We start from the raw sequence: 25,844 nt of genomic DNA, 5'->3' as shown, positions 1-25,844 counted from the left end.
AATAACGAGCTGAGATCATACCCAAAGAACCTGAGCGAGTAATGTTGCTAAGGGAAAAACGACAAATTTTAGCGTGCACACTATACTTTGTCGTGAAACTTTTATTAATTTAACAAAAAGAATAATTCCCCCTTTTATTCGTAAATTTTTTACGGATGAAAACTTTTTTTTTAAGTACTAAGGTACTAAGTCACAAAGGTTCTAAGATTCAAAAGTCGAGCAGAACCAAATCTATTTTCTTACTTCTTTTTTCTATTTTCTTTTCTCAATTTTCTTTCGCGCAAGAGCAGGATTCTACGAAAGTTAATAAATTGGATGATGTTTTAGTTTCGGCAGTTCGTGTTACTGCTAAAACTCCGGTAAGTTTTAGTAATCTTGATAAAAAGGATATTAAATTTAGAAATCTGGGACAGGATATTCCAATTTTAATGAATTATTTGCCATCAGTGGTAACTACTTCTGATGCAGGAGGAGGTATAGGATACACCGGGATCAGGGTGCGTGGTAGTGATGCTACAAGAGTAAACGTGACCATTAACGGAATTCCTTATAATGATGCTGAAAGTCAGGGAACCTTTTGGGTAAATATGCCTGATTTTGCTTCTTCTGTTGAGAGTTTACAATTGCAGAGAGGTGTTGGAACCTCTACAAATGGTTCCTCTGCTTTTGGAGCGAGTTTGAATATGCTGACTGATAATTATGCTACGAAAGCAACGGGAGAAATTTCAAGTTCTTACGGAAGCTTCAATTCAAATAAAAATACCGTAAAATTCAGTACAGGCTTACTGAACGATCATTTTGAGCTGGCAGGGCGTTTGTCTACCATTAAATCAGATGGATATGTAGATCGTGCAAGTTCGGATTTAAAATCGTATTTTCTTCAGGGAACTTATATTGGTAAAACAACTTTAATTAAGGCGCTGGTTTTTGGTGGAACCGAAAGAACATACCAGTCCTGGAACGGAATTGATGCTGAAAAACTAAATTCAGACCGTACTTATAATTCAGCCGGAAAATATAAAGATGAAGCAGGAAATGTTCATTTTTACGATAATGAAACCGATAATTACAAACAAAACCATTATCAATTGCATTGGAGTGAATCCATTTCTGATAAATGGAGCAGCAACTTAGCTTTTCATTACACTAAAGGACAAGGATACTACGAAAACTTCAAATATAATGAGCCAATTAAAGGGTATGGGCCGATTCAGCCTACTAAAATGGTAGAAAATGACCTTGGGGAATTAGTTCCGGGAACTGATTTAATTCGTCAGAAATGGTTAGACAACGATTTTTACGGTACCACTTTTTCTGTAAAATATAAAGAAGAGAAATTAGACGTAATCGTAGGTGGTGGCTGGAATAAATATGAGGGAGCTCATTTTGGTAAAGTAATCTGGGCCAGAAATTCTTCTCAGGCCCTGCCGGGAGATCATTACTATGATGATTTTTCAACCAAAACAGATGGAAATATCTTCGCGAAAGCCAATTATCAGTTAACAGAAAAACTTAGTTTTTATGGGGATTTGCAGTATAGAAATGTAACGTACAAAGCCAACGGAAAAGATACAGGATTGGTTGATGACAGTTTTAATTTCTTTAATCCGAAAGCAGGTTTAAATTACGCAATCAATTCAAAAAACACCCTTTACTTTTCATACGCAAGAGCCAATCGTGAGCCTAACAGAACCGATTATGAAGGGGGGAATGTAAAACCTGAAAAACTAAATGATTTTGAACTGGGCTGGAGATTCAATTCAGATAAATTTCAGTTGAATTCGAATGTCTATTATATGGCCTACAAAGATCAGTTGATTTTGACTGGAAGACTGGACGATGTTGGAGCTCCAATTCGTGCTAACACTGAGAAAAGCTACCGCTTAGGTTTAGAAGTTGATGCTACAATACAACTTTCTGAAAAGTTTATCCTTAGACCGAATTTTACTTTAAGCAGTAATAAAAATATTGATTTAGCTGTTGAAGGCACACATTACGGAACAACCGATATCGCTTATTCACCATCAGTTATTGCAGGAAATATTATTGTATATAGTCCGATCCAAAATCTGCACATTTCGTTATTGCAAAAGTTTGTGGGAGAACAATACATGAACAATATTGAATTACCGGCAGCAAAATTGGCAGACTATTTCGTAAACGATTTGAATGTGTCTTATGAAATCAAACCAAAATCAGTATTCAAATCAATTTTGATTACTGGTCTGGTGAATAATTTTCTGGATAAAAAATATGTTTCAAACGGAGCAATGTGGGATGTTTATCCTTACTACTATCCTCAGGCAGGAATTAATTTCTTAGCCGGATTGACATTGAAATTCTAAAAAAGTAAGAAGTCAAACGTAAAATGTAAAAAGCCTGAAAAGTTATCTTTTCAGGCTTTTTTTTAATTGTAAACGTGAATTATCGTTCCGGTAAATTCTACGCGATATTGTTTTAATGGATAATCTTTACCTCCCAATCCGGTAAATAAACTATAGGCTGTTTTATCGCACGAACAAACTGCATTTATGCCGTCAATTGTCATGGCGGTGCAGGAAGTTATGGGCTGATTTGGACAGGCGGCATCAAACGCATTGTAACCACTTCCGGTATTAAAAATGATAATTCCTTTTGCTCCGTAATTTGGAATAATCACGCCATTACTTACAAATTTAAGATTGGAATAAGCAGGCAGATTAGTATCAATAGACAGGTTAACTGCATAACTAGGAATGTAAGGGTTTTTGTCGCGTCTACTATTTTCACTACAGGAGAAAAGTACAGAAACAAAGAGGATTAAGTACCAGAATTTTTTCATTATTTTAATAAGAATTAGTGAAACAAAAATAAATTATTTACATTTGAATTCTATATGATTAACATATAATTATGTACTATTAAAAATAATAGTATATTTGTAATTAAGAAATCCCGTCCCGATGGGATTTTTTGTATTTATATAAACGACGAAGTTATGAGTAAAGTATCTTATTATACAGCAGAAGGATTAAAAAAATTAAAAGATGAGTTGGAGCATTTAAAAAGTGTAATGCGTCCAAAGGCATCTCAAGATATAGCAGAAGCAAGAGATAAAGGAGATTTGTCTGAAAATGCGGAGTATGATGCAGCTAAAGAAGCGCAAGGTTTATTAGAAATGAGAATTGCTAAACTGGAAGAAGTGTATTCTAATGCAAGATTAATTGACGAATCACAATTAGATGTTTCGAAGGCATTGGTTCTTTCTAATGTGAAAATTAAGAATCAAAGCAATGGAATGGAAATGAAATATACACTTGTTGCTGAAAGTGAAGCAGATTTAAAAACAGGAAAAATCTCTGTAACGTCTCCTATCGGAAAAGGGTTACTGGGGAAATCTGTTGGAGAAGTAGCTGAAATTACTGTTCCAAATGGAGTTTTGAAATTTGAAATTCTTGAAATCACCAGAGACTAATTTTTTGTGTTTAATCGTTAAATCGATTAGACGATTCACCCAATAAACAAAGAAATAATGCCATCAATATTTACCAAAATAGTAAACGGAGAAATTCCTGCTTATAAAATTGCTGAGGATGATAATTATCTGGCTTTTTTAGATGTAAACCCAAATGCAAAAGGACATACACTTTGTATTCCAAAACAAGAAATCGACAAGATTTTTGATATGGAAGAGGAGTTGTATTTAGGATTAATGAGGTTTTCTAAGAAAATTGCAGCAGCACTGGAAAAAACGGTTCCTTGCAAAAGAGTTGGAGTGGCAGTTGTTGGTCTTGAAGTGCCTCACGCACACGTACATTTGATTCCGTTAAACGAAATGGATGAAATGCGTTTTCAAAATAAAGTTTCACTTTCTAAAGAAGAATTTGAGGTTTTGGCCAAAGATATTCAGGCTAATTTATAAACAAACAAAACAAACTGTCCAACTGAGCCAAGTCGAAACGCAAGACTGAGCGAAGCCGAAATGTCCGACTGAGCGAAGTAGAAATGTCAGACTGAGCGAAGTCGAAGTCCTCATTTTAGGCATAAAAAAATCTCGACTCCGATCGATTTGACAGTCGAAATAAAAAAGATAAAGTGTAGTAAAGTAATTTGCTGCACTTTTTTATTTAACGAAATCCGATGAATCTATAAAACACCACGTCAGACTGAGCGAAGTCGAAGTCTTTTACTGCACTTTTTTGTTTAATGAGATCTGAAAAGTAGTTCCTTTTCCAATTTCAGATTGTAAAACTTTTATCTTTCCGCCATGATATTCTTCAACGATTCTTTTGGTTAAAGAAAGTCCAAGTCCCCAGCCGCGTTTTTTGGTTGTAAAACCGGGTTCGAAAATAGTTTTGAACTGCTTTTTAGAAATTCCCGTTCCGGAGTCTTTTACATTAATTTTTACATGATGTGCATCTTCTTCAATTTGAAGGTCCAGCGTTCCTTTTCCTTTCATCGCATCAATAGCATTCTTTACTAAATTTTCAATAGTCCAGCTGTGCAGCGTTGGATTTATCATTGCCTGTATGCTTTGTTGAGGTGCCCGATAGGAGAAAGTAACCTGTTTCGAAAAACGGGATTGTAAATATTGGTAAGTATTCAAAGTTTCGGTAACAATATCTCTTTCCTCTAAAACAGGGACCGACCCAATTTTAGAAAAACGGTCTGTGATAGTCTGTAAACGTTCAATATCTTTTTCAATTTCAAAAGTTATAGACGAATCGATGTCTTCTGTTTTTAAAATCTCTACCCAGCCAATTAAGGAAGATAAAGGTGTTCCGATTTGATGCGCCGTTTCTTTAGCCATTCCTGCCCAGAGTTTATTTTGGGTAGCCATTTTAGTACTTCTGTAAAAATTATAAATCAAAGCCCCAAACAAAAAGATAATCAGCAATAAGGCGATGGGATAATATTTCAGTTTATTAATCAATGCCGAATTCCCATAGTACAATTCCTGATGTTTTCCGGGCGCATATTCAATAACGATGGGCTCATTCTCATTTTTCAGATTTTTGAGATAAGATAAGGTACTTTCGTTATTTTGCAGGACTTCCTCAGGAACATTTACAGAGCTAATCACCTTGTCATACATAGTAAGCATAACAGGAACCGAAGTGTTGTTGTTGATGATTTCAAGCGGTAAATCTAAATCTGTATTTTCATCTGCATTGACCAGTGTCTTTTGTGCATTGGCCCAAAGATTCATCTTTAAGCGTTCTTCATTTTTAAAGATTTGGAAAAAAGTATAAGTGTTCCAGAGAATCAGGGAAATGATTAAAAAGGAAATGGTAATAATGATCCAACGGGTTGTATTTCTTCTCTCGGAAAAAGACATAACTATTTTTTTGTGGTATAAATATAACGAAATATACACATTTAATATTTTGCGTAACGATAAAGATTTTTTTGTTTTAAAGTCTGAAACTATTTCTTTGGATTAAACGATTTTTCTATTTTTGTAGCTACGGAAATGAGATTCCTTTAAAAAGAAAAATATGATTAGTATTGATCCAAAAGAAATACCAACGGCCAAATTGCAAGGCTATTTACAAAGTGCTGTGGGACCTAGGCCAATTGCATTTGCGAGTACAATTAGTGCTAAGGGAATACCCAATTTGTCCCCTTTTAGTTTCTTTAATGTGTTCAGTGCCAATCCGCCAATTTTGGTTTTTTCACCAGCACGACGTGTACGCGACAATACCATAAAACATACTTTAATTAACGCTGAAGAAACCCGTGAAGTAGTTATAAATGTTGTGAATTATGATTTGGTACAACAAACATCATTAGCCAGTACCGAATATGGAGATGGCGTAAATGAATTTATAAAGGCCGGATTGACACAAGTCCCGTCCGATTTTGTAAAGCCTTATCGTGTAAAAGAGTCTCCGGTACAGTTTGAATGTAAAGTCACTCAGATTATTCCGTTGGGAGATCAGGGAGGTGCAGGAAATCTGATTCTTTGTGAAGTGGTTAAGCTTCATATTAGCGAAGCTATTTTAGATGAAAACGGAGCCATTGATCAGCATAAAATAGATCTGGTTTCAAGATTGGGTAGTAATTGGTATTCCCGATCGAATCAGGGGCTTTTTGAAGTGCCTAAACCCTTGACAACTCTTGGGGTAGGAGTAGATGTAATTCCTGATTTTATTAAAGAAAGTCCTGTTTTTGATGGGAATGATCTTGGAAAATTAGGGAACATTGAAGCCTTGCCTACCACAGAAGAAGTTAGTATATTTGTGAAAGAAAATTTTTCGGTAAAAGGAGTTTTAAGCTCAGACGATCTCGAAAAAGTACATTTGGAAGCCAAAAAATATCTCAATAAAGATGATATTTCATCGGCCTGGAAAGTACTTTTAGCAAAGCAATAAGAATAGAAACAATAATTAATATAGAAAGAAGATGGAAGTTACAGGTAAAGTAAAAGTGGTGAACCCAGAGCAACAAGTTAGTGCTGCATTCAAAAAAAGAGAGTTGGTTGTTACCACAGATGAGCAATATCCACAGCATATTTTGATCGAATTTACGCAAGATAAATGCGATTTATTAAGTAGCTACAAACAAGGTGAGGCAGTAAAAGTTTCTATCAATTTAAGAGGAAGAGAATGGGTTAATCCACAAGGAGAAACAAGATATTTCAATAGTATTCAAGGTTGGAGAATCGAAAGACTGGCACCGGAAGGTCCTGGACAAACGCCTCCAATGCCAGCTGCAGAAGCTTTTGCACCTGCAACTAATTTAAACGAAGACGAACCGGACGATTTACCGTTCTAAGAAAGTTTAAACTTCAAAAAATAAATTCCAAATTCCAATTCATAAAATGTGTAATTGGGATTTGGAATTTGTTTTTGTATGGAAATTTAGTGCAGTAGTTTGTTAACTCTGAAAAAGGAAAGGTTGAAATACAATCTTGGAATTTGGAATTTTATAATTGATTTTTTTTTAAATGTATTACGTATTTAACGATTTGTTCTTTCCACCCGTTTCAGAAGCCGATGAAGAAGGAATTCTTGCCATTGGCGGAGACTTAGATCCGGAAAGACTGAAATTGGCTTATCAAAGCGGGATTTTTCCGTGGTTTAATGAAGGAGAGCCTATTCTTTGGTGGTCACCGGATCCCAGAATGGTTTTGTTTTTAGAGGAATTGATTGTGTCAAAAAGCATGCGTAATGTTTTGAATAGGAAACAATTCACGGTTACTTTTAATAAAAATTTTAGAGAGGTGATTTCGAATTGTCAAAAAATAAAGCGGGAAGGACAAGACGGAACCTGGATTTCAAATGAAATGATTGATGCCTATTGTAAACTTAATGAGCAGGGAATCGCAAAATCTGTCGAGGTTTGGCAGGACGAGAATCTGGTTGGAGGCTTGTATGGGATCGATTTGGGTCATGTTTTTTGTGGTGAAAGTATGTTTTCGAAAGTATCGAATGCATCAAAAGTAGCTTTCATAGCTTTGGTAAATTATTTAAAAGAAGGGAACTACCAACTCTTGGATTGTCAGGTTTATAATTCGCATTTAGAGAGTTTAGGCTGTCGTGAAATTGATCGAGAAGCGTTTATATCTATTTTAAAAAAGGAATAAAATGAGTGCAGTTTATATTGTAAAAGAGCTTTATATCTATCCTGTAAAAAGTCTGGCAGGAGTAAGCTGTCAAAGTGCCTATGCCGAAGAAATGGGGTTTGAGAACGACCGCAGATGGATGCTTGTTGATGCTGAAAACAAGATGCTGACACAAAGAGAATATCCTCTCATGAGTCAATTTTATCCTCAGATTTCGAAAGGTAAAATCAGCATTACTTTTAAAGACCAGAAGCATGATTTTTTAATCGAAGAACATTTGAGTCAGTCCATTGCCGTTAAAGTATGGGAGGATGACAGTGATGTCGTTGAGGTTAATAAAAGCACTTCGATCTGGTTTAGCGAACATTTGGGTTTTGAATGTAAACTGGTTAAAATTATTAGAAATGGAGATCGTAAACACGAAAGTTCAAAGCTAAAAGAAACCTTTAATGTAAGTTTGGCCGACGGTTATCCGTATTTAATGATCGGAACCGAAAGTTTGGATTATCTAAATGAAAAACTAGAAGAAAAAATTACCATTTTGCGCTTCCGTCCTAATATTGTAATCAGCAGCCAAAAGGCTCACGAAGAAGATGATTTTGTTACTTTTAAAATTGGAGAAGTTCGATTTAGAAATATAAAACCCTGCGGAAGATGTATTATGGTAAATAATGATCCGCAAAAAGGCATTGTAAAAAAAGAACCTTTGAAGACTTTAAGTAAATATCGAAATGTAAATAATTCCGTTTTATTCGGAACTAATATTGTAAGTCTGAATTCGGGACTTATCAGTGTTGGAGACGCGATTGTTTTTTAAAAGTTAAGTTTCATAAAGTTCCAGTTTATCGTATTAAAAAGTACTAACTCATTGTTTAAAGTTGGTAATTCCAGAATTATTTTGAGCGTTTCATGTGCCATCATCGTACCAATAATTCCGGGCAATGTTCCTAAAACACCATTGAGATTGCAATTCGGAACATCTTTCGGATCCGGCATCTCGGGAAATAAATCGCGTAAATTTTTACTGCCCTTATGGTTAAAAACGGCAATTTGTCCTTCAAACTTTAAGATACTACCGTAGACCAAAGTTTTTTGCAGCGCCACACAGGTATCGTTAACCAAATAGCGTGTTGTGAAATTATCCGAACCATCGACCACAATATCGTATTGCGTAATAACCTGTCGGGCATTTTCCGGAGTTAATTTTTCGACTATGGCTTCGACTTTTATTAATGGATTAAGTTCAGAAACAACTTCTTTTGCAACAACAGCTTTAAGTTTACCAAGTTCTTTTTCGGTATATAAAATTTGTCTGTGCAGATTGTGAATTTCGATAGTGTCAAAATCCATAATGCCAATGTAACCGACTCCCGCTGTGGCGATATATTGTAAAATGGGACATCCTAAACCTCCGGCACCAATTACTAAAACTCTCGCCTTTTTGAGTTTCTCCTGACCTTCGTCACCTATTTCGGGAAGAATGGTTTGTCTGTTGTAGCGTAAAAATTCCTGTATGATACTCATTGTAATTTAAGTCTTAAAGTTAGAAAGTCAAAAGTCAAAAGTCGAAAGTTAGAATTGAAGTAAAAGGATTTACTTTAAGACTTTAAGACTTTCCTCTTTATGACTATATATTTTATCCCAGTCTTTCCAGACAGGTTCATAGCCTGAATTCGTTATAATTTGTGCAATTTCTTTGGCAGAACGTTCGTCGCTGATTTCGAATTGCTCCAAAGATTGCGGATCAACAACATAACCACCGGGATTGGTTTTAGAGCCCGCACTCATACTGGTCACACCGATAGGGATAATATTGTTTCTGAATTTCTCATTCTCACGTGTCGAGATTGAAATTTCCAAATCCTCATTCCATAAGCGATAGGCACAAATGAGTTGTGTCAGATCTTTATCGTCCATAATAAAATTTGGTTCAATAATGCCTTCTGCGGGGCGGAGTCTCGGAAAGGAAACAGAATATTTAGTCTGCCAATATTTTTTTTGAAGATAATCCAGGTGTAACGCATTAAAAAAGCTGTCGGTTCGCCAATCTTCCAGCCCCAGTAAAACCCCCAATCCCATTTTATGAATTCCGGCTGTACCAATACGATCGGGAGTTTCCAATCTGTAATCGAAATTAGATTTTTTTCCTTTCGTATGATATTTTTTATATACTTCCTGATGGTAGGTCTCCTGATATACCAAAACGGAATAAACACCAGCCTGATGCAAACGTTCATAATCTTCGGTTGAAAGCGGCTGGACTTCCACAGAAATAATGGAGAATTCTTTTCGTATTAAAGCAATTGCATTTAGGAAGTAATTAATGTTTACGGTATAATTCGCTTCACCGGTCACCAATAAAACATGGTCAAAACCAATCTCTTTTAAAGCTTCTACTTCAATTTTTATCTCAGCATCAGAAAGGGTTTTTCGTTTGATTTTATTGTCTAAACTAAATCCGCAATACGTGCAGATATTTTGACATTCGTTGCTGAGATATAAAGGAGCATACATTTGTATGGTTTTGCCAAAACGTTTTTTGGTAATTTCATGGCATTTTTGTGCCATTTGCTCCAGATAATTTTGTGCAACAGGAGAAATCAAAGCTAAAAAATCATCAAGATTTAGTTTGGCTTTAAACAAAGAGTGTTCTACATCTTTTGATGTGGTTTGATATATTTTAGATTGAATAGTATTCCAATCATAATTCTCAAAAACCGATTTGAATGTTTTCATTGGATTGTGTTTTGTTTCACGCAGATTTTAGGAGATTTAAGCAGATAAAAAATGATTTATGTTTTGTTATTTTTATCTACAGACGTTTCTTTATATTTTATTCGCAATTCTTTTGATATCATTAAGAATGTTTAAAGTATTGAAATTTACTAGTAATCCTAGTTTCTTATTTGTTAGCCTTAGATAAGTATTAAGTTGTTTATGGTGTATTGGAGCTAAATCTTCAACTGATTTCAGCTCAATTATTACTTTATCTTCTACTAATAAATCGATTCTAAAAGCTGGATCTAATATCATTTCATCATATGTGATTTTTACTTCAATTTCTTTCTGGACTTTCAAGTCTAATTTTTCTAATTCGTAAAATAAAGCACTTTCATAAACAGATTCAAACAATCCAGGACCTAACTTATTATATACTTTAAAAATTGCCCCTCTTATTAAGTATGAGATTTCATTTTCATTCATTATTCTATTAATTTAAAAATGATTCAAAAATAAAGAATTTTCTTTCTTTTCCATGTCTGTTTTTCAAATCAATTTAAGACGGTGACGAACAAAAAAATAGTCATTTTTTATCTGCTTAAATCTCCTAAAATCTGCGTGAAATATTTTTATTCATATAAAAAAGAGGTCAAAGGACTCGAAGCCACAGCATAATTCTGTTGAGGAGCAATTTTAGCTTCAAAGGCTTTTCGGCCTGCAATGACAGCCTCTTTAAAGGCTTCTGCCATTAGTTTTGGATTTCCTGCAATCGCAATTGCAGTATTAACCAAAACAGCATCTGCACCCATTTCCATTGCTTTTGCAGCATCAGACGGAGACCCAATTCCGGCATCGACGATTACAGGGACATTACTTTGTTCGATAATAATCTCTAAAAAATCAATCGTTTTTAAACCCTTATTACTTCCAATCGGGGAACCTAGGGGCATAACAGCGGTTGTTCCGGCACTCTCAAGATGTTTGCATAAAACGGGATCGGCATGGATGTACGGCAGGATAAAAAAACCAAGTTTAGCGAGCTCCTCTGTCGCTTTTAAAGTTTCTATCGGATCGGGCATCAGATATTTCGGATCCGGATGAATTTCAAGTTTCAGCCAATTCGTTTCTAATGCTTCTCTCGCTAATTGTGCAGCGAAAACGGCCTCTTTGGCGTTTCGTGCTCCCGATGTATTGGGTAATAAATGAATGTTTGGATGATTTAAGTGCGTCAAAATAGCATCAGTTTCGGTTTCGAGATCGATACGTTTCAGTGCTACAGTGACCAACTCACTTTCTGATGCCAAAATAGCATTCTCCATTTCCAGATTCGAACCAAATTTTCCTGTTCCTAAAAATAGACGAGAGGTTAAGGTTTTGTCTCCGATGTTAAACAATGACGTTTGCATATAACTTTTCGTTTAATTGTTGAATGAGTTTTTCTTTTTGATTACTTTCTGTAAGCATTCCGGAGATCGCAATTCCATGAATCCCGGTTTCCATTAAAGGAGCGACATCGTTCAGAGTGATTCCTCCAATGGCATAAACAGGAATCTCCAGTTTATTGCGTTTTAACTCTTGAATAATTTTAAAATAACCTGACAATCCCAGAATTGGACTTAGTTTTTCTTTGGTTGTTGTAAAACGAAAGGGACCCAGACCAATATAGTCGCAGCCGTTTTTGATATGATTTTCAATGTCTTCATAAGTGTTGGCTGTTGCCCCTATGATTTTGGTATTTCCAAGTATTGCCCTTGCTTCGTCAATTTTCATGTCCGATAGTCCGAGATGAACTCCGTCTGCGGCGATTTGCTGAGCGAGATATAGGTTGTCGTTTACAATAAAATTAGCGAGATACTCTTCACATAAAAATTTTACTGCTTCCGCCAGAGTAAAAGTGTCTTTTTCAGTTTGATTTTTAAAACGGAGCTGCACCCAATCGCATCCGGCATCTAAAGCCTCATGGATATTATACAGCTGTTCTTCTATTGTTTTTCCTTGCGAGATATATTGCAATTTATGATACATAATGATGTCCGATTAAGGTTGGAGTGGAATTCAGGTATTTTTCTATGTAGGTTTTCGCATTCCTGCAAGCTTCTTCCAAAGATTGATTCCGTGCAAGATTTGCGGCGATTGCGGCTGATAATATGCAGCCTGAGCCGTGTTTGGCAAAGCATTTTTTATCAGAGGGCAGAAGATCGATGATTTCGTCTTTCAGGAACAAACGATCAGTTCCGGTTGCCGAAGGATGATGCCCGCCTTTTAATAAAATGTTTGTCGGGATTTTATTCTGAAACTCAAGTTGATTGATAATAAAACCCGGAAACAATATTTCAATTTCGTTATAATTAGGCGTAATTAAATCAATTTTTGACAACGTATGATTTAATTCCAAACGATCTTCAATACTCATAAATTCAAATTGGGTAGACGATTTTAAAACCGGATCCCAGACAATTAAAGTGTTTGAGGATATTCGTTTTATGGTCGAAAGAATGTGGTTCAGATAATTCAAAGACGGAACAATTCCAATTTTGACGGTACTGATTTTATAACGCTCAAAAAGGGTTTCAACAGAACGAATCACAAAACTCAAATCAGTCCATTGAATTTCAATAAATTGATCTTCCGTTTGAATGGTATTGGCGGTTAAAATGCCAAATCCAGTAACGTGGTGCTGTTCAAATGTTTTGGCATCTGCCAAAACACCGGCGCCACCCGAAGGATCAAAACCTGCTATTGAAAGTGCGATTGGACGATTTGCTGACATAATTTGAATTGTTTTATAGGGTTTTCATTTTTCCAAATACTTCCTAGAAGAGCGACATCATCAAAGCCATTTTCGAGCGTTTTTTTGATGTTTTTAGCATCAATTCCTCCTAAAGCGATAACTTTAGTTTTATGATTTGTTCTTGAGTTTAAAGCTTCAAACAGGTTTGTCTTTGGATGATAATCCTCTTTGGAAATACTTTTAAATACAGGACTTAAGAAAGCATAGTTGAATGCAGATGATAAGGAATTGAAATCTTCAATTGAATGGGTTGCTGTCGAAAATGCCTTTTGATCCGAGTCAATTGAAAAATTATTTTTCCTTTCCCTTTCTGAAAAATGAATCTTTGTAATTCCAAAGTGTTCCGCCAAAACGTGATGACTGTGTAAGACTAAATGGCTTCGATATTCAGGTTTTATCTGCTGAATGAATCGAGCCATTTCATTTTCAGAAAAATCAGGCTTCCGAATATGAAGTAAAGCCAATCCTTCTTCAAATAGAGTATGAACGATATGTGTTTCATTTTTAATTGGGGAAGGATTGGTAATTACGATCATATATTTTCTTCTTTGTTCTATACTCTTTCTTCTATTTTCTTCACTAACTACATTAAATATAAATCTCTTTCCCCTGTTCAATAAATTCTTCTGATTTCTCCTGCATGCCTTTTTCGGCCGCGGCTACATCACGAATTTCCTGAGAGATCTTCATGGAGCAGAATTTAGGGCCGCACATCGAACAAAAATGAGCGACTTTAGCACCATCGGCAGGAAGGGTTTCATCGTGAAACTCTCTGGCCGTATCCGGATCAAGGGCTAAATTGAACTGATCTTCCCAACGGAATTCAAAACGGGCTTTGCTTAAAGCATTGTCGCGGTATTGTGCTCCCGGATGACCTTTGGCAAGATCGGCAGCATGTGCGGAGATTTTATAGGTGATTACACCGTCTTTCACATCTTTTTTGTTAGGTAAACCAAGATGTTCCTTTGGAGTAACATAACACAACATCGCACAGCCATACCAACCAATCATCGCCGCTCCAATAGCAGAGGTAATGTGATCATAACCTGGTGCAATGTCCGTCGTTAGTGGGCCTAAAGTATAAAAAGGAGCTTCATGACAATGTTCCAGTTGTTTGTCCATATTTTCTTTAATCATGTGCATCGGAACGTGGCCTGGACCTTCAATGAAAACCTGTACATCGTGTTTCCAGGCAATTTTAGTTAATTCTCCCAGAGTCTCTAGCTCTGCAAATTGAGCTGCATCATTAGCATCTGCAATAGAACCCGGACGTAAACCATCCCCAAGAGAAAAAGCCACGTCATATTGTTTCATGATTTCGCAGATTTCCTCAAAATGAGTGTACAAAAAGTTTTCTTTATGATGAAACAAGCACCATTTGGCCATGATAGATCCGCCACGCGAAACAATTCCGGTAACGCGATCGGCAGTCAAATGAATATAACGTAACAGTACTCCGGCATGAATCGTAAAATAAGAAACGCCTTGCTCAGCCTGTTCAATTAAAGTGTCACGAAAAACTTCCCAGGTTAAATCTTCGGCAATTCCTTTTACTTTTTCTAAAGCCTGATAAATCGGAACCGTACCAATTGGAACAGGAGAGTTACGGATAATCCACTCTCGGGTTTCGTGAATGTTTTTACCTGTTGATAAGTCCATAATCGTATCTGCACCCCAACGGCAAGCCCATACTGCTTTCTCTACTTCTTCTTCAATACTCGAGGTAACGGCACTATTGCCAATGTTAGCATTTATCTTGACCAGAAAGTTGCGACCAACGATCATAGGCTCACTTTCAGGATGATTAATGTTGTTGGGGATAATGGCTCTTCCGCAAGCTACTTCGCTGCGAACAAATTCGGGAGTGATTTTACTCTTTGGGGTATTGGCTCCAAAACTATGACCACCGTGCTGACATTGCATCGCTTTGGTTTGTTCGTTTAAAAGCTCTATTCGTTGGTTCTCACGAATAGCAATATATTCCATCTCAGGAGTGATAATGCCTTGTTTGGCGTAATATAATTGTGAAACATTAGCGCCCTTTTTAGCTCTTTTAGGCTGATGTAAATATTCAAATCGAAGATGATTTAAACTTTCGTCTTTCAATCGGCTTTGTCCGTAATCGGAAGTGATTTCATTTAGAATTTCGACATCATTTCGGTCTAAAATCCATTGTTCTCTTAGTCTTGGAAGACCTTTTCTAATATCAATTTCAATATTAGGATCGGTATAGGGACCTGAGGTATCATAAACCGTTACGGGAGGATTTTTTTCAATTCCACCATTTGAAAGTTTGGTGTCGCTAAGATGTATCTCGCGCATGGCCACTTTGATGGGGTGTATTTCTCCGTTGATGTAAACTTTTTTAGAATTAGGAAACGGGGTTCTGGAAATTTGTTCTTCTGTAGTCATAGCTTGTAGTTGTATTTTGTGAGATGTGAAATGTAAAATGTGAAATGTAATTGTCGATTGCAGAGGGGCACGGCAGTAGGCCTACTTCTTGCTTGACAATTGGAATTTGGAATTAAAAAATTGGAATTTTAGCCTCCCTGAGTAGCAGAAATAATTAGAATTTCGTCAGTTTCGGATACAAGTTGTTCGTTCCAGTTGGATTTTGGAACAACAGTATTGTTGAGAGCAACGGCAATTCCGTTTTGTTTGTTGGGAATTTCGAGATCGAGCAATGACTGAATGCTTAACGATTCAGCATCGAAATTTTTGATTTGTTGGTTGATTTTTAGTTCCATTCCTTTAAGTTTAGTATGTAGTTATACTTTAGGAATGGCTACAATCGCGCATAGAAATGCGCGCAGAAGTCATCTTACTTTTCCCTACGCTAGTGTGAGCTAGATCAGGTTCAGAGGGTAAAATCTCAGCCTACAAGTTGTAGACACCCCTAAAGTGTGAAGCAAATGTAATAAAATTTTATTGGAGAGCTGAAAAAAGTTTCAGGTTTCAAGTTTCAGGTTTTTGAAAAACTGAAAACTGAGACTGAAAACTGCGACTATTTCTTTCTCGTCCAGCAGTCCTCAACATGATCATTGACCATACCGGTAGCCTGCATATGAGCATAAATCACGGTTGATCCGACAAATTTGAAGCCTCTTTTTTTCAAATCTTTACTAATTTCGTCCGAAATTGGAGTAGTAGCAGGGACGTCTTTTAATGTTTTTGGATTGTTGTCGATCGGTTTTCCGTTGACAAATTTCCAAATATAGTCGGAGAAAGTGCCAAATTCTTCCTGTACTTTAAGGAATGCCTGTGCGTTTGAAACAGTAGCACGAATTTTAAGTTTGTTGCGAACAATTCCCGTATCCTGTAGCAAAGACTCTATTTTTTCTTCAGGATATTGGGCAATTTTTTTATAATCGAAATGATCAAAAGCGGCTCTGAAATTTTCTCTTTTATTTAAAATGGTAATCCAGCTTAAACCTGCCTGAAAAGTTTCCAGAATTAAAAATTCGAATATAGAAGGGTCATCATAAATGGCAACACCCCATTCTTCGTCGTGGTATTTTTTATATAAATCGCTGGAAGAACACCAGCCGCAGCGAACTAGATTTTTATTCTCCATTGTTTATGTGTTTGGATTTTTCGTGAGCAGGATCTTTGTCTAAGTATTTTTTAATCAAATGATGTCCTGCATAAATTGCCGGTGTCAGTAAAACAGCTACGGATAGTTTGAAAATGTAACCTGTTAATCCTGATGAAATAAAAGTGTCGAAATCAATTTTTCCGGGTAACCAAAAGGCAATTCCAAGTACAATAAAAGAATCGAACAATTGTGAGATTACAGTTGACCCTGTTGTTCTGAGCCATATTTTTCGCTCTCCGGTACGTCTTTTGAAAAACCAGAAGATCCAGACATCAATCAACTGAGAAGCCATGAAGGCAATTAAACTACCTACGATGATCCACATACTTTGCCCAAAAACCGCCTTAAATTGTTCGTCATTAACAGGGCTGATTCCTTTGGCGGCGGGTATCACGATAGCCATAAATAAGATCAGAAAAGCATAAGCAATTAGACAGGCTGTTATAAAGGACAGTTTTTTGACTCCTTTTTCGCCAAAATATTCATTGATTAAATCGGTTGTTAGAAAGACAATTGGCCAGGGTAAAATACCAATGCTCATGACAAATGGTCCAATCTGAATTAATTTTCCTCCAATAAGTTCGGCTACAACAGCATTGGTTATAAAGATGCCAGCCAGAATTACAAAAACAATTTCTCTACGGGTTTTAAACATGTGGTTCGGTTAATGATGTTTCAAATTTAAACTATTTCTCTATAACTTTTTAGCGGAATATTTAAATTAAAGGGTAGTTTTTAGAGGATTCCAAAGTTAAAATTTCCAAATGAATACTGATTTTTAGTTACATTTGGAACAATAACCTATTTTAAAATAAATCAACGATAATGAAAAAATTAATGACAATTTTTCTCATGGGAACAAGCTTATTTGCGGCGAACGCACAGACCATTCCGGACAATCCGCTGGTTCAAAAATGGACAGGTCCTTATGGCGGTGTCCCTGCTTTTAATGAGTACAAGGTTTCGCAGTTTAAACCGGCAATTGAATTTGCAATTCAGGAAAAACTAAACCAAATAGAGGCTATTGCTAACAATCCAAAAGCGCCTACTTTTGATAATACGATTGCCGCAATGGAGCGTTCAGGGGAAACAATGGATAGAATTTCTACTGTTTACGGGATTTACAGATCTAACTTGAGCAGTCCGGAATTTAGCGCTATTGACAGAGAAATGTCTCCTAAGTTCTCTGAGTTTAGTGATAAAATCAATCAGAATAAAAAGCTTTTTACAAGAGTTGAAACGCTCTATAATTCTAAAGAGAGTAAAAAACTAACCAAGGAACAGCAGCGTCTGATCTGGTTGTATTATACAAATTTTGTTCGTCAGGGAGCAAAGTTAAATGAAGCTGATAAAGAGAAAGTTGCCGCAATAAATAAAGAGCTGGCGTCACTTTTTACCCGTTTTAGTCAAAACTTATTGGCGGAAGAACAAAATCAATATGTGGAATTGAAAACAGAAAGTGATTTTGACGGGCTGCCTGAAGAGGTTAAGAAAGCAGCTATTGCTGAGGCTAAAGACAGAAAGCTGAATGTTATGGGGTGTATTGCTAATACACGTTCATCAATTGAGCCTTTCCTGACTTTCTCGACACGTAGAGATTTAAGGGAAAAAGCATTTGATATTTTTGTAAAACGTGGTGATAATGGAAATGCGAATGATAACAATTCGACATTGGTTTCTATTTTAGAATTACGAACGAAAAAAGCTAAATTATTAGGTTTCCCTACTTTTGCTCATTGGAGTTTATCGAACAAAATGGCAAAGGATCCTCAGAAAACTTTAGATTTAATGCTTTCTGTATGGGAACCTGCAGTTGAAAAAGTGCGTGAAGATGTGGCAGAAATGCAAAAGATCGTAGATGCAGAAGGAGGTAAATTCAAAATTCAGCCTTGGGATTACCGTTATTATGCTGAAAAAGTTAGAAAAGCGAAGTACGATTTAGATCAGAATGAAGTTAAACCGTATTTACAATTAGAAAAATTAAGAGAAGGAATGTTTTGGGTAGCGGGCGAATTGTTTAATTTGAATTTTAAGCAAATCACAAATGTGCCGGTTTATCATCCTGACGTTCGTGTTTGGGAAGTAAGTAATAAATTGACAGGTAAAACAGTTGGTTTATGGTATTTTGACCCTTATGCACGTGCAGGCAAGCGTTCAGGAGCCTGGATGAATGCATATCGCAATCAGGAGCGAATGGATGGAGAAGTGTTGACGATTGTGTCTAACAACTGTAACTTTGTAAAAGGAGCTCCAAACGAGCCTATTTTAATCTCCTGGGAAGATGCTTCAACTTTGTTTCATGAGTTTGGACACGCACTTCACGGATTGTGTTCAAATGTAACCTACCCAAGTTTAGCAGGAACTTCTGTAGCTCGCGATTATGTTGAGTTCCCATCTCAATTATTAGAGCATTGGTTAGCGACTCCGGAAGTATTAAACAAGTTTGCATTACATTACAAAACGGGCGAGCCATTACCGAAAGCTTTGGTTGACAGAATTGAAAGAGCAGCTAATTTCGGGGAAGGTTTTTCAACTGTAGAAACCATTTCGAGCTCTTTGATTGATATGAAGCTTCATTTGGCAACCACTACTATTGATCCTCATAAATTTGAAAAAGAGACTTTAGATGCACTTCATATGCCGTCAGAAATCGTAATGCGTCATAGAATTCCGCAATTTGGGCATATCTTTTCAGGAGATGGTTATTCAGCAGGATATTACAGTTATTTATGGGCAGACGTGATCAATGCTGATGCCTGGGAAGCTTTTACAGAAGGAAAAGGGGCATATGACAAAGCAGTAGCAAAACGTCTTTATGAAAGTGTTTTTAGTGTTGGAAACACGATTGATCAGGAGAAAGCGTATGAAAACTTTAGAGGAAGAGCTCCAAAATCAGATGCTTTGATGAGAGCCAGAAATTTTCCGATCAAGAAATAAATAGTTAGATGTGAAATGTGAGATGTAAAATGTGAGATGGAATTAGAAGAAAACTTAAGATTTACGAAATAATCGAGTTGCTCTGAAGATGAAATAGATTCTAGGCACTATCCTTAAAAGTTACGATTTTAACTTCTTTACATTTTACATCTAACATTTCACAAATAAACTTTACATAAAAAAGCCCGAATAAATTAATATTCGGGCTTTTTAAATATTGAAATAATATATTAACCTAAAGTAACTCTTTTGAAACCTGTGATCTCAACGTTGAATCCTTTAACGTAATCACCAACTTTTTTACTGTCATCTTTGATGAAGTTTTGATCTAGTAATGCTTTTTCCTGATCTAAAGTAGTGTTGTCAGAAATGAAACGTTGAATTTTTCCAGGAATAATTTTATCCCAAATTTGTTCTGGTTTACCTTCAGCTTTTAATTCAGCTTTAGCATCTTCTTCCGCTTGTTTGATAACTTCTTCAGTTAATTGAGAGAAAGAGATGTATTTAGGAACATTTTTTAAAGTTTTTCCTAAACGTTTTGCTTCTTCATTATCTTTTTCGATTACAGCAATACGAGCAGCAAGTTCAGATTCAACGAAAGCAGGATCAAAATCTTTGTAAGATAATGTGTCAGCTCCCATAGAGGCAACTTGCATAGATACGTCTTTTGTTAAAGTCTCAGCGTTAGCGATTGGAGCAGAAATAGCTGTTAAAGCAGCAATTTTGTTAACGTGAACATAAGATCCAACGAAAGCACCTTCTAAGATTTCAAAACCACCGATTTCGATTTTCTCACCGATAACACCAGTTTGCTCAATTAATTTTTCAGCAACAGTAATTCCATTGAAATCTGAAGCTAAAAATTCTTCTTTAGAAGAGAAGTTGATCGCTTTTTCAACTAAATCTTTAGCTAAAGTTACGAAAGCTTCATTTTTACCTACGAAGTCAGTTTCACAGTTTAAAGTGATGATAGCTCCTTTAGTGTTGTCTGCATTGATAAAAGAAACAGCAGCTCCTTCAGAAGACTCACGGTCAGAACGGTTAGCAGCAACTTTTTGTCCTTTTTCTCTAAGGATTTGTATAGCTTTATCGAAATCTCCTTCAGCTTCAACTAAAGCTTTTTTACAGTCCATCATTCCGGCACCTGTAGATTGTCTTAATTTATTTACGTCTGCAGCAGTAATTGTTGCCATAATATTTTGAATTTTAATGTTAAAAGTAAAAATTCCATCTTCTAAATCCCAAACTCCAATTTTATTAAATTATCAACATAACGTTTTTAATTTTGTATTTGGAATTTGGAATTTAAAATTTGGAATTTAAAATTTGATTTATTCTTCAGTTGCAGGAGCAGCCTCAGCCTCAGCAGCAGGAGCAGCTTCTTCAGCTACTTCAACTTCTTTTTCAGAACCTCTGTCAGAAAGACCTTCGATTACTGCAGTAGTCACTAAAGATAAAATTTTGTCAATTGATTTAGAAGCATCATCATTTGCTGGAATTACGTAATCAACCTCTCTTGGGTCAGAATTCGTATCAACCATTGCGAAAACTGGAATGTTTAATTTTTGTGCTTCTTTTATTGCGATATGTTCAGCTTTGATATCTACTACGAACAATGCTGCAGGTAGTCTAGACATATCAGCGATTGAACCTAAGTTTTTCTCTAATTTAGCACGTAAACGATCAACTTGCAAACGCTCTTTTTTAGATAACGTCATGAAAGTACCATCTTTCTTCATTTTATCGATAGAAGACATTTTTTTAACTGCCTTTCTGATAGTTACGAAGTTAGTTAGCATTCCACCTGGCCATCTTTCAGTGATGTAAGGCATGTTTGCAGCTTTTGCTTTATCAGCAACGATGTCTTTTGCTTGTTTTTTGGTAGCTACGAATAAGATTTTTCTACCTGATGCAGCGATTTTTTTCAAAGCTTCGTTAGCTTCTTCAATTTTAGCTGCAGTTTTATATAGATTGATAATGTGAATACCATTACGCTCCATATAAATGTAAGGAGCCATGTTTGGATCCCATTTTCTAGTCATGTGTCCGAAGTGAACACCTGCTTCTAGTAATTCTTTTACTTCTATTTTGTTTGCCATTTTTGTACTAGTTTACGTTCTGTTGATTAGCAATGTGTCTTTTTGGATTTTAGATTTTAGATTTTAGATTTTTAGATTTTTCAATCTTTGAATCTTTTTTAATCTTTCAATCTTTATAATCGCTTAACCCATTTAGATGCTAAACTATTTCCTACCTCGATAGGAGAGCAACAACAACTGTGTTTTTTAATTTCAATAAATAATTGATAGTGTCCTGTACCAAATGTACAAGACAGGTAATATTAACGTTTAGAGAATTGGAATCTCTTACGAGCTTTCTTCTGACCGAATTTCTTACGTTCAACCATTCTTGGATCTCTTGTTAATAAACCTTCTGGTTTCAAGATAGCTCTGTTTTCGATGTTCACTTCACACATTACACGTGCTAATGCCATTCTTACAGCTTCTGCCTGACCAGTTGAACCACCTCCGTAAACGTTTACTTTTACATCAAAGTTACTAGCATTTTCTGTCATAGATAATGGTTGTAAAACTTTGTATTGTAAAGTTGCAGTTGGAAAGTAAGTTGCGAATTCTTTTTTGTTTACAGTGATTTTTCCTGTTCCTTCAGAAACATATACACGTGCAACAGCGGTTTTTCTTCTACCGATTTTGTGAATAACTCCCATTACTTAAGATCGTTTAGGTTAACAGTTCTAGGTTTTTGAGCTCCGTGAGTATGCTCAGCACCTACAACAACATTTAGATTTCTAAAAAGTTCAGCTCCTAATTTGTTTTTAGGTAACATTCCTTTTACAGCTTTTTCTACTAATAATGCAGGATTCTTAGATTGCAATACTTTAGCAGTTAAAGTTCTTTGTCCTCCTGGGTAACCTGTATGACGCATGTAAATTTTGTCATTCATTTTTGTACCTGTAAGGTTAATTTTTTCTGAGTTGATAACAATTACGTTATCTCCACAGTCAACGTGCGGTGTGTAACTTGGTTTGTACTTACCTCTTAAGATCATTGCAACCTTTGAAGCAAGACGTCCTAAGTTATGACCTTCAGCGTCAACAACAATCCACTCTTTAGTTACAGTGGCTTTGTTAGCTGAAACCGTTTTGTAGCTTAATGCGTCCATAATATTATTTTAATTAAACATTCCATCCCCAATAAAGGGGATGCAAAAGTACAATTAATTATTTTAAAACCAAATACCTGAAAAGAATATTTTATCTGCTGAAAATCAGGACATCAGTTTTCGATTTTAAACCATAAAAAAAAACCACCTTCACAAGTAGTGTAAAGATGGTTCAATATTTAGAATTGTTTTGTACTAAACAATAAATATATTTGCAATATCAACGACCTGTTGTGTGGTAAGCGGCTCATCATAAGCTTCTGATCCTGCAGCAGCTCCAAAAGCAGCTGCGGTGTTGAATCCTGCCTGTACAGTAACGCCTTCGCCATCATAGACAGCTTGTGTTGCGGCGGGCATTCCTGCACCTCTCTCACTGTTAGAAATCCATCCTTTTAGTCCTCTTAAGCGTCGTACTTCAGAAGCATGACGGGCTTCTACTGAGTGAATTTGTAATGCGGCAGTTAATAAATCCGGTGTAGTGATTAAATTTGCTGCCTGACCTTTGTAGGCTCTAACGCCTGTATCTTCAAAGGCTTGTGCTAATGCTAAAAAGGTTGGGTAGTCATGAAACGGGTCAAAAGCTCCTCCAACGGTAAAGTCAAAAGTAGGTTTGGCAACAAAGTTTGCACTTGCTGGTCCGCCCAGTCCCGCAATCAAAAACTTAACGTGATCAGACTCATGCGCAGCTATTTGTTCAAAAACTTTTCGATCTCTTCCTCCATTTTCTGATGCCGGAATTACACCAGAATCTAATGCCATAGCGTAAAATTCGTTTTCCAGATATTCTAAAGTTAAGGCAAATTGCAAGGCTCCAATAGGAGTTGCAGGAGTTGCGGTAATGTCTTTCGCTAATGCTTTATTAGCCATTGCAGATAATCCGAAAGGGATCGATGCGTAGGCTAATGTTTTTCCAATACTTCCAAACTGATTAAAACTGTCTCTTCTTGAACCAGTGCTTCTCATCAAGCTATCATCAGTAAACGTTTCTATAAATTTTAAAATATTCATAATTTCTATGTTTTAGCTTGTTAAGATTAAGGTAAATATTTGGCTGTGAATTTTGTAGTAATGAAGCCTCCTGCAATTGGTAGAATTTTTGAAGGATCCTGAGCAACATCCAAACCGGTGCTTGCGTTTACAATATCATCGCCGGCAAAATCCTTAGAGTCAGGATTGATTAAGCTTCTGATAGCTGAGGCGTGTCTGGCTTCTACCGAAACAATTTTTCCGGCTAAAAGTAAATAATCAGCACTTTTAATTAGTTTTCCTGCTCCGTTATAAGCAGCAACTCCAGTATCTTCAAGAGCTTTTGCTGTAGCAAGAACCTCAGTGCGGCTGTTGAAATTTAAAGAGCCATAATTAAAAGCCAAGGAGGGAAGCAGTTGTGAACTTGGGTCAGGAAGCGCTCCGGTTAAAGCGGCCTTGAAAAAATCCCTGTGAATAACTTCATGATGATACAAATCTGTTAATACCTGGCGTTCGATAGGATTAAAAGTGACATTAAAGCTTGTTGAATTTACGACTTTAGTATAAAAATCGGCTTCCAGTTGTTCCAGAGCATACGCATAGGTCAGTACTCCAAAATCACCGGACCCTAAATCAAAAACTCCATTTCTGATTCCGGGCAGCGTAGTGTCCTCCATATCATCGTCATTGTCATTATCGCTGCACCCAGCCATAAGAAGGCCTGCGCCAACTAATGTAAGGCCGCTGAGCTTAAGAAAGCTCCTTCTGTTGTTCAATGAAGGATCAACTTCATGAATTTTAACTTCGTTTTTCATAATCAAGGATTTTAAAAGGTTAAAAGCATGTATTCAGGTATTAACGAAATTTTAAGGCTTGCGGTTTTGAAAAAGAAGTTAATTTTAAAAAACACTCTGAAATTTTAAATAGGATAACGTGTTTTTTGTTTTATTTTAGGTAATTCTACTATATTTGTATTAATTACATAAAATTTATTTTTAAATGAAAGCTAAAGCAACTCTAAAGCAAATTGCGAAGGAACTCGGTGTTTCTGTATCGACTGTTTCTAAGGCATTAAATGATAGCCCGGAGATCAGTGAGCAAACAAAGGTGAAGATTAAGGAGTATGCCAAACTCAAAAATTATAAACCGAATGTTATTGGTTTGAATTTAAAGAATCGTAAAACCAAAACAATAGGTGTAATTATACCTAATATACTTAACTCCTTTTTTGCAAAGGTTTTTAGTGGTATCGAAAAAGTAGCCGATAAAAAAGGATATAATGTAATTACTTGTATTTCGAACGAATCTCTGGAAAAAGAAGTTCACACGCTTGAAATGTTAAGCAACGGAACGATTGACGGATTTATATTGTCAGTATCTGAAGAAGCGCAAAAATTGGAAGATTATGGTCACTTTTCGGCGATCATTGCTGATGGAACACCTATTGTGATGTTTGACAGAATAGCTGACGGAGTAGAATGTGACAAAGTAATAGTTGACGATTTTGATTCTGCTTTAAATTCAACACAGCATTTAATTGATTTAGGATGTAAAAATATTGCTCTGATTTCATCAGTAGATAATTTGAGTGTTGGAAAATTAAGAGCCGATGGTTACTTAAAAGCATTAGCAGACAATAATATTCCGGTAAACGAAAATATAATTCTTCGTACCGACTCGGAAGAGGATATGAAAGCTAAAATTGACGCCATTTTCGAACATAAAATTGATGCGATTTTTGCTTTGGATGAAAATGATTCAGTGGCCGCTTTACGCGTAAGTCTGAAAAAAGGATATAAGGTTCCCGAAGATATTTCAATTATTGGTTTTGCGGATGGAATTTTAGCTTCAAGACGTTTGTCGCCAAGTTTAACAACAGTAAGCCAGCATGGAGTAGAAATAGGCGAGGTCGCAGCCAGACAGTTAATCAAACGTTTAGAGGAGGAATCTGAAGAAGAAACATCAGATTATGAAACAATCGTCATCAAAACAAAACTGAAAGAAAGAGAGTCAACAAGAAAAATCTAAAAGAAAAAACGACTGATTTAGAAAATCAAAACAGGTCATTTTTTTGTTTTTTATGTGGTAAGTCTAATTATAAAAAA

The 25,844-nt window shown here is 36.1% G+C and carries 28 protein-coding genes and 1 riboswitch; of the genes, 9 read left to right on the top strand and 19 right to left on the bottom strand.

Annotation, left to right across the window (positions count from 1 at the left end):
- The first annotated feature begins 155 nt into the window (after positions 1-155).
- Complete coding sequence (locus BHE19_RS02495; protein WP_070905808.1) at positions 156-2,345, top strand: TonB-dependent receptor; 2,190 nt, start codon at positions 156-158, stop codon at positions 2,343-2,345.
- 62 nt (positions 2,346-2,407) lie between these two features.
- On the opposite strand, the gene BHE19_RS02490 is transcribed toward BHE19_RS02495, so the two are convergent.
- On the bottom strand, positions 2,408-2,821 hold the full coding sequence (locus BHE19_RS02490; RefSeq protein ID WP_017497970.1) for a Rieske (2Fe-2S) protein: 414 nt from the start codon (positions 2,819-2,821) through the stop codon (positions 2,408-2,410).
- A gap of 156 nt (positions 2,822-2,977) precedes the next feature.
- Between BHE19_RS02490 and greA the strand changes: the two genes are divergently transcribed.
- Together greA and BHE19_RS02480 are read left to right on the top strand one after the other, a co-directional pair.
- Positions 2,978-3,454: a transcription elongation factor GreA gene (greA, locus tag BHE19_RS02485; protein ID WP_017497969.1), complete on the top strand. Its 477-nt coding sequence runs from the start codon at positions 2,978-2,980 to the stop codon at positions 3,452-3,454.
- 57 nt (positions 3,455-3,511) lie between these two features.
- Positions 3,512-3,901, top strand: coding sequence for an HIT family protein (locus BHE19_RS02480; RefSeq protein ID WP_070905807.1), 390 nt, complete (start codon positions 3,512-3,514; stop codon positions 3,899-3,901).
- Positions 3,902-4,165: 264 nt separating this feature from the next.
- On the opposite strand, the gene BHE19_RS02475 is transcribed toward BHE19_RS02480, so the two are convergent.
- On the bottom strand, positions 4,166-5,317 hold the full coding sequence (locus BHE19_RS02475; RefSeq protein ID WP_070905806.1) for a sensor histidine kinase: 1,152 nt from the start codon (positions 5,315-5,317) through the stop codon (positions 4,166-4,168).
- Positions 5,318-5,477: 160 nt separating this feature from the next.
- On the opposite strand from BHE19_RS02475, the gene BHE19_RS02470 reads away from it, so the two are divergent.
- The 4 genes from BHE19_RS02470 to BHE19_RS02455 all read left to right on the top strand — a co-directional run bounded on the left by BHE19_RS02470 (position 5,478) and on the right by BHE19_RS02455 (position 8,363).
- Positions 5,478-6,353, top strand: coding sequence for a flavin reductase family protein (locus tag BHE19_RS02470; protein ID WP_070905805.1), 876 nt, complete (start codon positions 5,478-5,480; stop codon positions 6,351-6,353).
- A 31-nt stretch (positions 6,354-6,384) separates the two neighbouring features.
- On the top strand, positions 6,385-6,756 hold the full coding sequence (locus BHE19_RS02465) for a DUF3127 domain-containing protein (RefSeq protein ID WP_017497965.1): 372 nt from the start codon (positions 6,385-6,387) through the stop codon (positions 6,754-6,756).
- Between the two features lie 172 nt (positions 6,757-6,928).
- Positions 6,929-7,567, top strand: coding sequence for a leucyl/phenylalanyl-tRNA--protein transferase (gene aat, locus BHE19_RS02460; protein WP_017497964.1), 639 nt, complete (start codon positions 6,929-6,931; stop codon positions 7,565-7,567).
- Position 7,568: 1 nt separating this feature from the next.
- Entirely contained in the window at positions 7,569-8,363 is a 795-nt protein-coding gene (locus tag BHE19_RS02455; protein WP_070905804.1) for an MOSC domain-containing protein, read from the top strand.
- Here the strand turns inward: BHE19_RS02455 and BHE19_RS02450 are convergent.
- The 11 genes from BHE19_RS02450 to BHE19_RS02400 all read right to left on the bottom strand — a co-directional run bounded on the left by BHE19_RS02450 (position 8,360) and on the right by BHE19_RS02400 (position 17,308).
- The gene (locus BHE19_RS02450) at positions 8,360-9,070 is read right to left on the bottom strand and encodes a HesA/MoeB/ThiF family protein (RefSeq protein WP_017497962.1); all 711 of its coding nucleotides are present in this window, start codon (positions 9,068-9,070) and stop codon (positions 8,360-8,362) included. The genes BHE19_RS02455 and BHE19_RS02450 overlap by 4 nt on opposite strands.
- Before the next feature lie 69 nt (positions 9,071-9,139).
- Positions 9,140-10,282, bottom strand: a complete 1,143-nt coding sequence (gene thiH, locus BHE19_RS02445; RefSeq protein WP_070905803.1) for a 2-iminoacetate synthase ThiH — start codon at positions 10,280-10,282, stop codon at positions 9,140-9,142.
- Positions 10,283-10,372: 90 nt separating this feature from the next.
- Positions 10,373-10,750 (bottom strand): GxxExxY protein, encoded by a 378-nt coding sequence (locus tag BHE19_RS02440; RefSeq protein WP_070905802.1) that lies wholly within the window; start codon positions 10,748-10,750, stop codon positions 10,373-10,375.
- Between the two features lie 146 nt (positions 10,751-10,896).
- Entirely contained in the window at positions 10,897-11,673 is a 777-nt protein-coding gene (locus BHE19_RS02435; RefSeq protein ID WP_070905801.1) for a thiazole synthase, read from the bottom strand.
- Positions 11,654-12,292 (bottom strand): thiamine phosphate synthase, encoded by a 639-nt coding sequence (locus tag BHE19_RS02430; protein ID WP_070905800.1) that lies wholly within the window; start codon positions 12,290-12,292, stop codon positions 11,654-11,656. The genes BHE19_RS02435 and BHE19_RS02430 overlap by 20 nt, the downstream gene beginning before the upstream one ends.
- Positions 12,282-13,037 (bottom strand): hydroxymethylpyrimidine/phosphomethylpyrimidine kinase, encoded by a 756-nt coding sequence (locus BHE19_RS02425; RefSeq protein ID WP_070905799.1) that lies wholly within the window; start codon positions 13,035-13,037, stop codon positions 12,282-12,284. Before BHE19_RS02425 ends, BHE19_RS02430 begins: the two co-directional genes overlap by 11 nt.
- A complete protein-coding gene (locus BHE19_RS02420; RefSeq protein ID WP_070905798.1) occupies positions 13,004-13,594 on the bottom strand; it encodes a thiamine phosphate synthase in 591 nt (196 codons plus the stop codon). The genes BHE19_RS02425 and BHE19_RS02420 overlap by 34 nt, the downstream gene beginning before the upstream one ends.
- Before the next feature lie 52 nt (positions 13,595-13,646).
- The gene (gene thiC / locus BHE19_RS02415) at positions 13,647-15,470 is read right to left on the bottom strand and encodes a phosphomethylpyrimidine synthase ThiC (protein ID WP_070905797.1); all 1,824 of its coding nucleotides are present in this window, start codon (positions 15,468-15,470) and stop codon (positions 13,647-13,649) included.
- A 128-nt stretch (positions 15,471-15,598) separates the two neighbouring features.
- Positions 15,599-15,805, bottom strand: coding sequence for a sulfur carrier protein ThiS (gene thiS, locus BHE19_RS02410; RefSeq protein ID WP_017497954.1), 207 nt, complete (start codon positions 15,803-15,805; stop codon positions 15,599-15,601).
- A 64-nt stretch (positions 15,806-15,869) separates the two neighbouring features.
- Positions 15,870-15,966, bottom strand: a riboswitch (TPP riboswitch).
- Between the two features lie 96 nt (positions 15,967-16,062).
- Complete coding sequence (locus BHE19_RS02405; protein WP_017497953.1) at positions 16,063-16,632, bottom strand: DNA-3-methyladenine glycosylase I; 570 nt, start codon at positions 16,630-16,632, stop codon at positions 16,063-16,065.
- Positions 16,622-17,308, bottom strand: coding sequence for a queuosine precursor transporter (locus BHE19_RS02400; RefSeq protein ID WP_070905796.1), 687 nt, complete (start codon positions 17,306-17,308; stop codon positions 16,622-16,624). The genes BHE19_RS02405 and BHE19_RS02400 overlap by 11 nt, the downstream gene beginning before the upstream one ends.
- Before the next feature lie 170 nt (positions 17,309-17,478).
- On the opposite strand from BHE19_RS02400, the gene BHE19_RS02395 reads away from it, so the two are divergent.
- Complete coding sequence (locus BHE19_RS02395; RefSeq protein WP_083342452.1) at positions 17,479-19,590, top strand: M3 family metallopeptidase; 2,112 nt, start codon at positions 17,479-17,481, stop codon at positions 19,588-19,590.
- 230 nt (positions 19,591-19,820) lie between these two features.
- Here BHE19_RS02395 and tsf read toward each other — a convergent pair whose 3' ends face one another.
- The 6 genes from tsf to BHE19_RS02365 all read right to left on the bottom strand — a co-directional run bounded on the left by tsf (position 19,821) and on the right by BHE19_RS02365 (position 24,554).
- The gene (gene tsf, locus BHE19_RS02390) at positions 19,821-20,783 is read right to left on the bottom strand and encodes a translation elongation factor Ts (protein WP_017497950.1); all 963 of its coding nucleotides are present in this window, start codon (positions 20,781-20,783) and stop codon (positions 19,821-19,823) included.
- 138 nt (positions 20,784-20,921) lie between these two features.
- Positions 20,922-21,689 carry a 30S ribosomal protein S2 gene (gene rpsB, locus BHE19_RS02385; RefSeq protein WP_017497948.1) on the bottom strand — a complete coding sequence of 256 codons (768 nt, stop codon included), beginning with the start codon at positions 21,687-21,689 and terminating at the stop codon, positions 20,922-20,924.
- A 242-nt stretch (positions 21,690-21,931) separates the two neighbouring features.
- Entirely contained in the window at positions 21,932-22,318 is a 387-nt protein-coding gene (rpsI, locus tag BHE19_RS02380) for a 30S ribosomal protein S9 (protein ID WP_017497947.1), read from the bottom strand.
- A complete protein-coding gene (gene rplM, locus BHE19_RS02375) occupies positions 22,318-22,773 on the bottom strand; it encodes a 50S ribosomal protein L13 (RefSeq protein ID WP_017497946.1) in 456 nt (151 codons plus the stop codon). The genes rpsI and rplM overlap by 1 nt, the downstream gene beginning before the upstream one ends.
- A 195-nt stretch (positions 22,774-22,968) precedes the next feature.
- On the bottom strand, positions 22,969-23,781 hold the full coding sequence (locus tag BHE19_RS02370; protein ID WP_017497945.1) for a ferritin-like domain-containing protein: 813 nt from the start codon (positions 23,779-23,781) through the stop codon (positions 22,969-22,971).
- Positions 23,782-23,807: 26 nt separating this feature from the next.
- On the bottom strand, positions 23,808-24,554 hold the full coding sequence (locus BHE19_RS02365; RefSeq protein WP_070905795.1) for a ferritin-like domain-containing protein: 747 nt from the start codon (positions 24,552-24,554) through the stop codon (positions 23,808-23,810).
- A 184-nt stretch (positions 24,555-24,738) separates the two neighbouring features.
- On the opposite strand from BHE19_RS02365, the gene BHE19_RS02360 reads away from it, so the two are divergent.
- Positions 24,739-25,767, top strand: a complete 1,029-nt coding sequence (locus BHE19_RS02360; protein ID WP_070905794.1) for a LacI family DNA-binding transcriptional regulator — start codon at positions 24,739-24,741, stop codon at positions 25,765-25,767.
- The last annotated feature ends 77 nt before the right edge of the window (positions 25,768-25,844 follow it).

The organism is Flavobacterium tructae (genome assembly GCF_001853485.1).
In the GTDB taxonomy this organism is placed as follows: Bacteria; Bacteroidota; Bacteroidia; order Flavobacteriales; family Flavobacteriaceae; genus Flavobacterium; species Flavobacterium tructae.
This window is presented reverse-complemented; position numbering and strand designations above follow the sequence as displayed.

Coding starts and splice junctions, on each gene's coding strand:
- BHE19_RS02495 (WP_070905808.1), top strand. CDS start 156: ATGAAAACTTTTTTTTTAAGTACTAAGGTACTAAGTCACAAAGGTTCT.
- BHE19_RS02490 (WP_017497970.1), bottom strand. CDS start 2,821: ATGAAAAAATTCTGGTACTTAATCCTCTTTGTTTCTGTACTTTTCTCC.
- greA (WP_017497969.1), top strand. CDS start 2,978: ATGAGTAAAGTATCTTATTATACAGCAGAAGGATTAAAAAAATTAAAA.
- BHE19_RS02480 (WP_070905807.1), top strand. CDS start 3,512: ATGCCATCAATATTTACCAAAATAGTAAACGGAGAAATTCCTGCTTAT.
- BHE19_RS02475 (WP_070905806.1), bottom strand. CDS start 5,317: ATGTCTTTTTCCGAGAGAAGAAATACAACCCGTTGGATCATTATTACC.
- BHE19_RS02470 (WP_070905805.1), top strand. CDS start 5,478: ATGATTAGTATTGATCCAAAAGAAATACCAACGGCCAAATTGCAAGGC.
- BHE19_RS02465 (WP_017497965.1), top strand. CDS start 6,385: ATGGAAGTTACAGGTAAAGTAAAAGTGGTGAACCCAGAGCAACAAGTT.
- aat (WP_017497964.1), top strand. CDS start 6,929: ATGTATTACGTATTTAACGATTTGTTCTTTCCACCCGTTTCAGAAGCC.
- BHE19_RS02455 (WP_070905804.1), top strand. CDS start 7,569: ATGAGTGCAGTTTATATTGTAAAAGAGCTTTATATCTATCCTGTAAAA.
- BHE19_RS02450 (WP_017497962.1), bottom strand. CDS start 9,070: ATGAGTATCATACAGGAATTTTTACGCTACAACAGACAAACCATTCTT.
- thiH (WP_070905803.1), bottom strand. CDS start 10,282: ATGAAAACATTCAAATCGGTTTTTGAGAATTATGATTGGAATACTATT.
- BHE19_RS02440 (WP_070905802.1), bottom strand. CDS start 10,750: ATGAATGAAAATGAAATCTCATACTTAATAAGAGGGGCAATTTTTAAA.
- BHE19_RS02435 (WP_070905801.1), bottom strand. CDS start 11,673: ATGCAAACGTCATTGTTTAACATCGGAGACAAAACCTTAACCTCTCGT.
- BHE19_RS02430 (WP_070905800.1), bottom strand. CDS start 12,292: ATGTATCATAAATTGCAATATATCTCGCAAGGAAAAACAATAGAAGAA.
- BHE19_RS02425 (WP_070905799.1), bottom strand. CDS start 13,037: ATGTCAGCAAATCGTCCAATCGCACTTTCAATAGCAGGTTTTGATCCT.
- BHE19_RS02420 (WP_070905798.1), bottom strand. CDS start 13,594: ATGATCGTAATTACCAATCCTTCCCCAATTAAAAATGAAACACATATC.
- thiC (WP_070905797.1), bottom strand. CDS start 15,470: ATGACTACAGAAGAACAAATTTCCAGAACCCCGTTTCCTAATTCTAAA.
- thiS (WP_017497954.1), bottom strand. CDS start 15,805: ATGGAACTAAAAATCAACCAACAAATCAAAAATTTCGATGCTGAATCG.
- BHE19_RS02405 (WP_017497953.1), bottom strand. CDS start 16,632: ATGGAGAATAAAAATCTAGTTCGCTGCGGCTGGTGTTCTTCCAGCGAT.
- BHE19_RS02400 (WP_070905796.1), bottom strand. CDS start 17,308: ATGTTTAAAACCCGTAGAGAAATTGTTTTTGTAATTCTGGCTGGCATC.
- BHE19_RS02395 (WP_083342452.1), top strand. CDS start 17,479: ATGAAAAAATTAATGACAATTTTTCTCATGGGAACAAGCTTATTTGCG.
- tsf (WP_017497950.1), bottom strand. CDS start 20,783: ATGGCAACAATTACTGCTGCAGACGTAAATAAATTAAGACAATCTACA.
- rpsB (WP_017497948.1), bottom strand. CDS start 21,689: ATGGCAAACAAAATAGAAGTAAAAGAATTACTAGAAGCAGGTGTTCAC.
- rpsI (WP_017497947.1), bottom strand. CDS start 22,318: ATGGGAGTTATTCACAAAATCGGTAGAAGAAAAACCGCTGTTGCACGT.
- rplM (WP_017497946.1), bottom strand. CDS start 22,773: ATGGACGCATTAAGCTACAAAACGGTTTCAGCTAACAAAGCCACTGTA.
- BHE19_RS02370 (WP_017497945.1), bottom strand. CDS start 23,781: ATGAATATTTTAAAATTTATAGAAACGTTTACTGATGATAGCTTGATG.
- BHE19_RS02365 (WP_070905795.1), bottom strand. CDS start 24,554: ATGAAAAACGAAGTTAAAATTCATGAAGTTGATCCTTCATTGAACAAC.
- BHE19_RS02360 (WP_070905794.1), top strand. CDS start 24,739: ATGAAAGCTAAAGCAACTCTAAAGCAAATTGCGAAGGAACTCGGTGTT.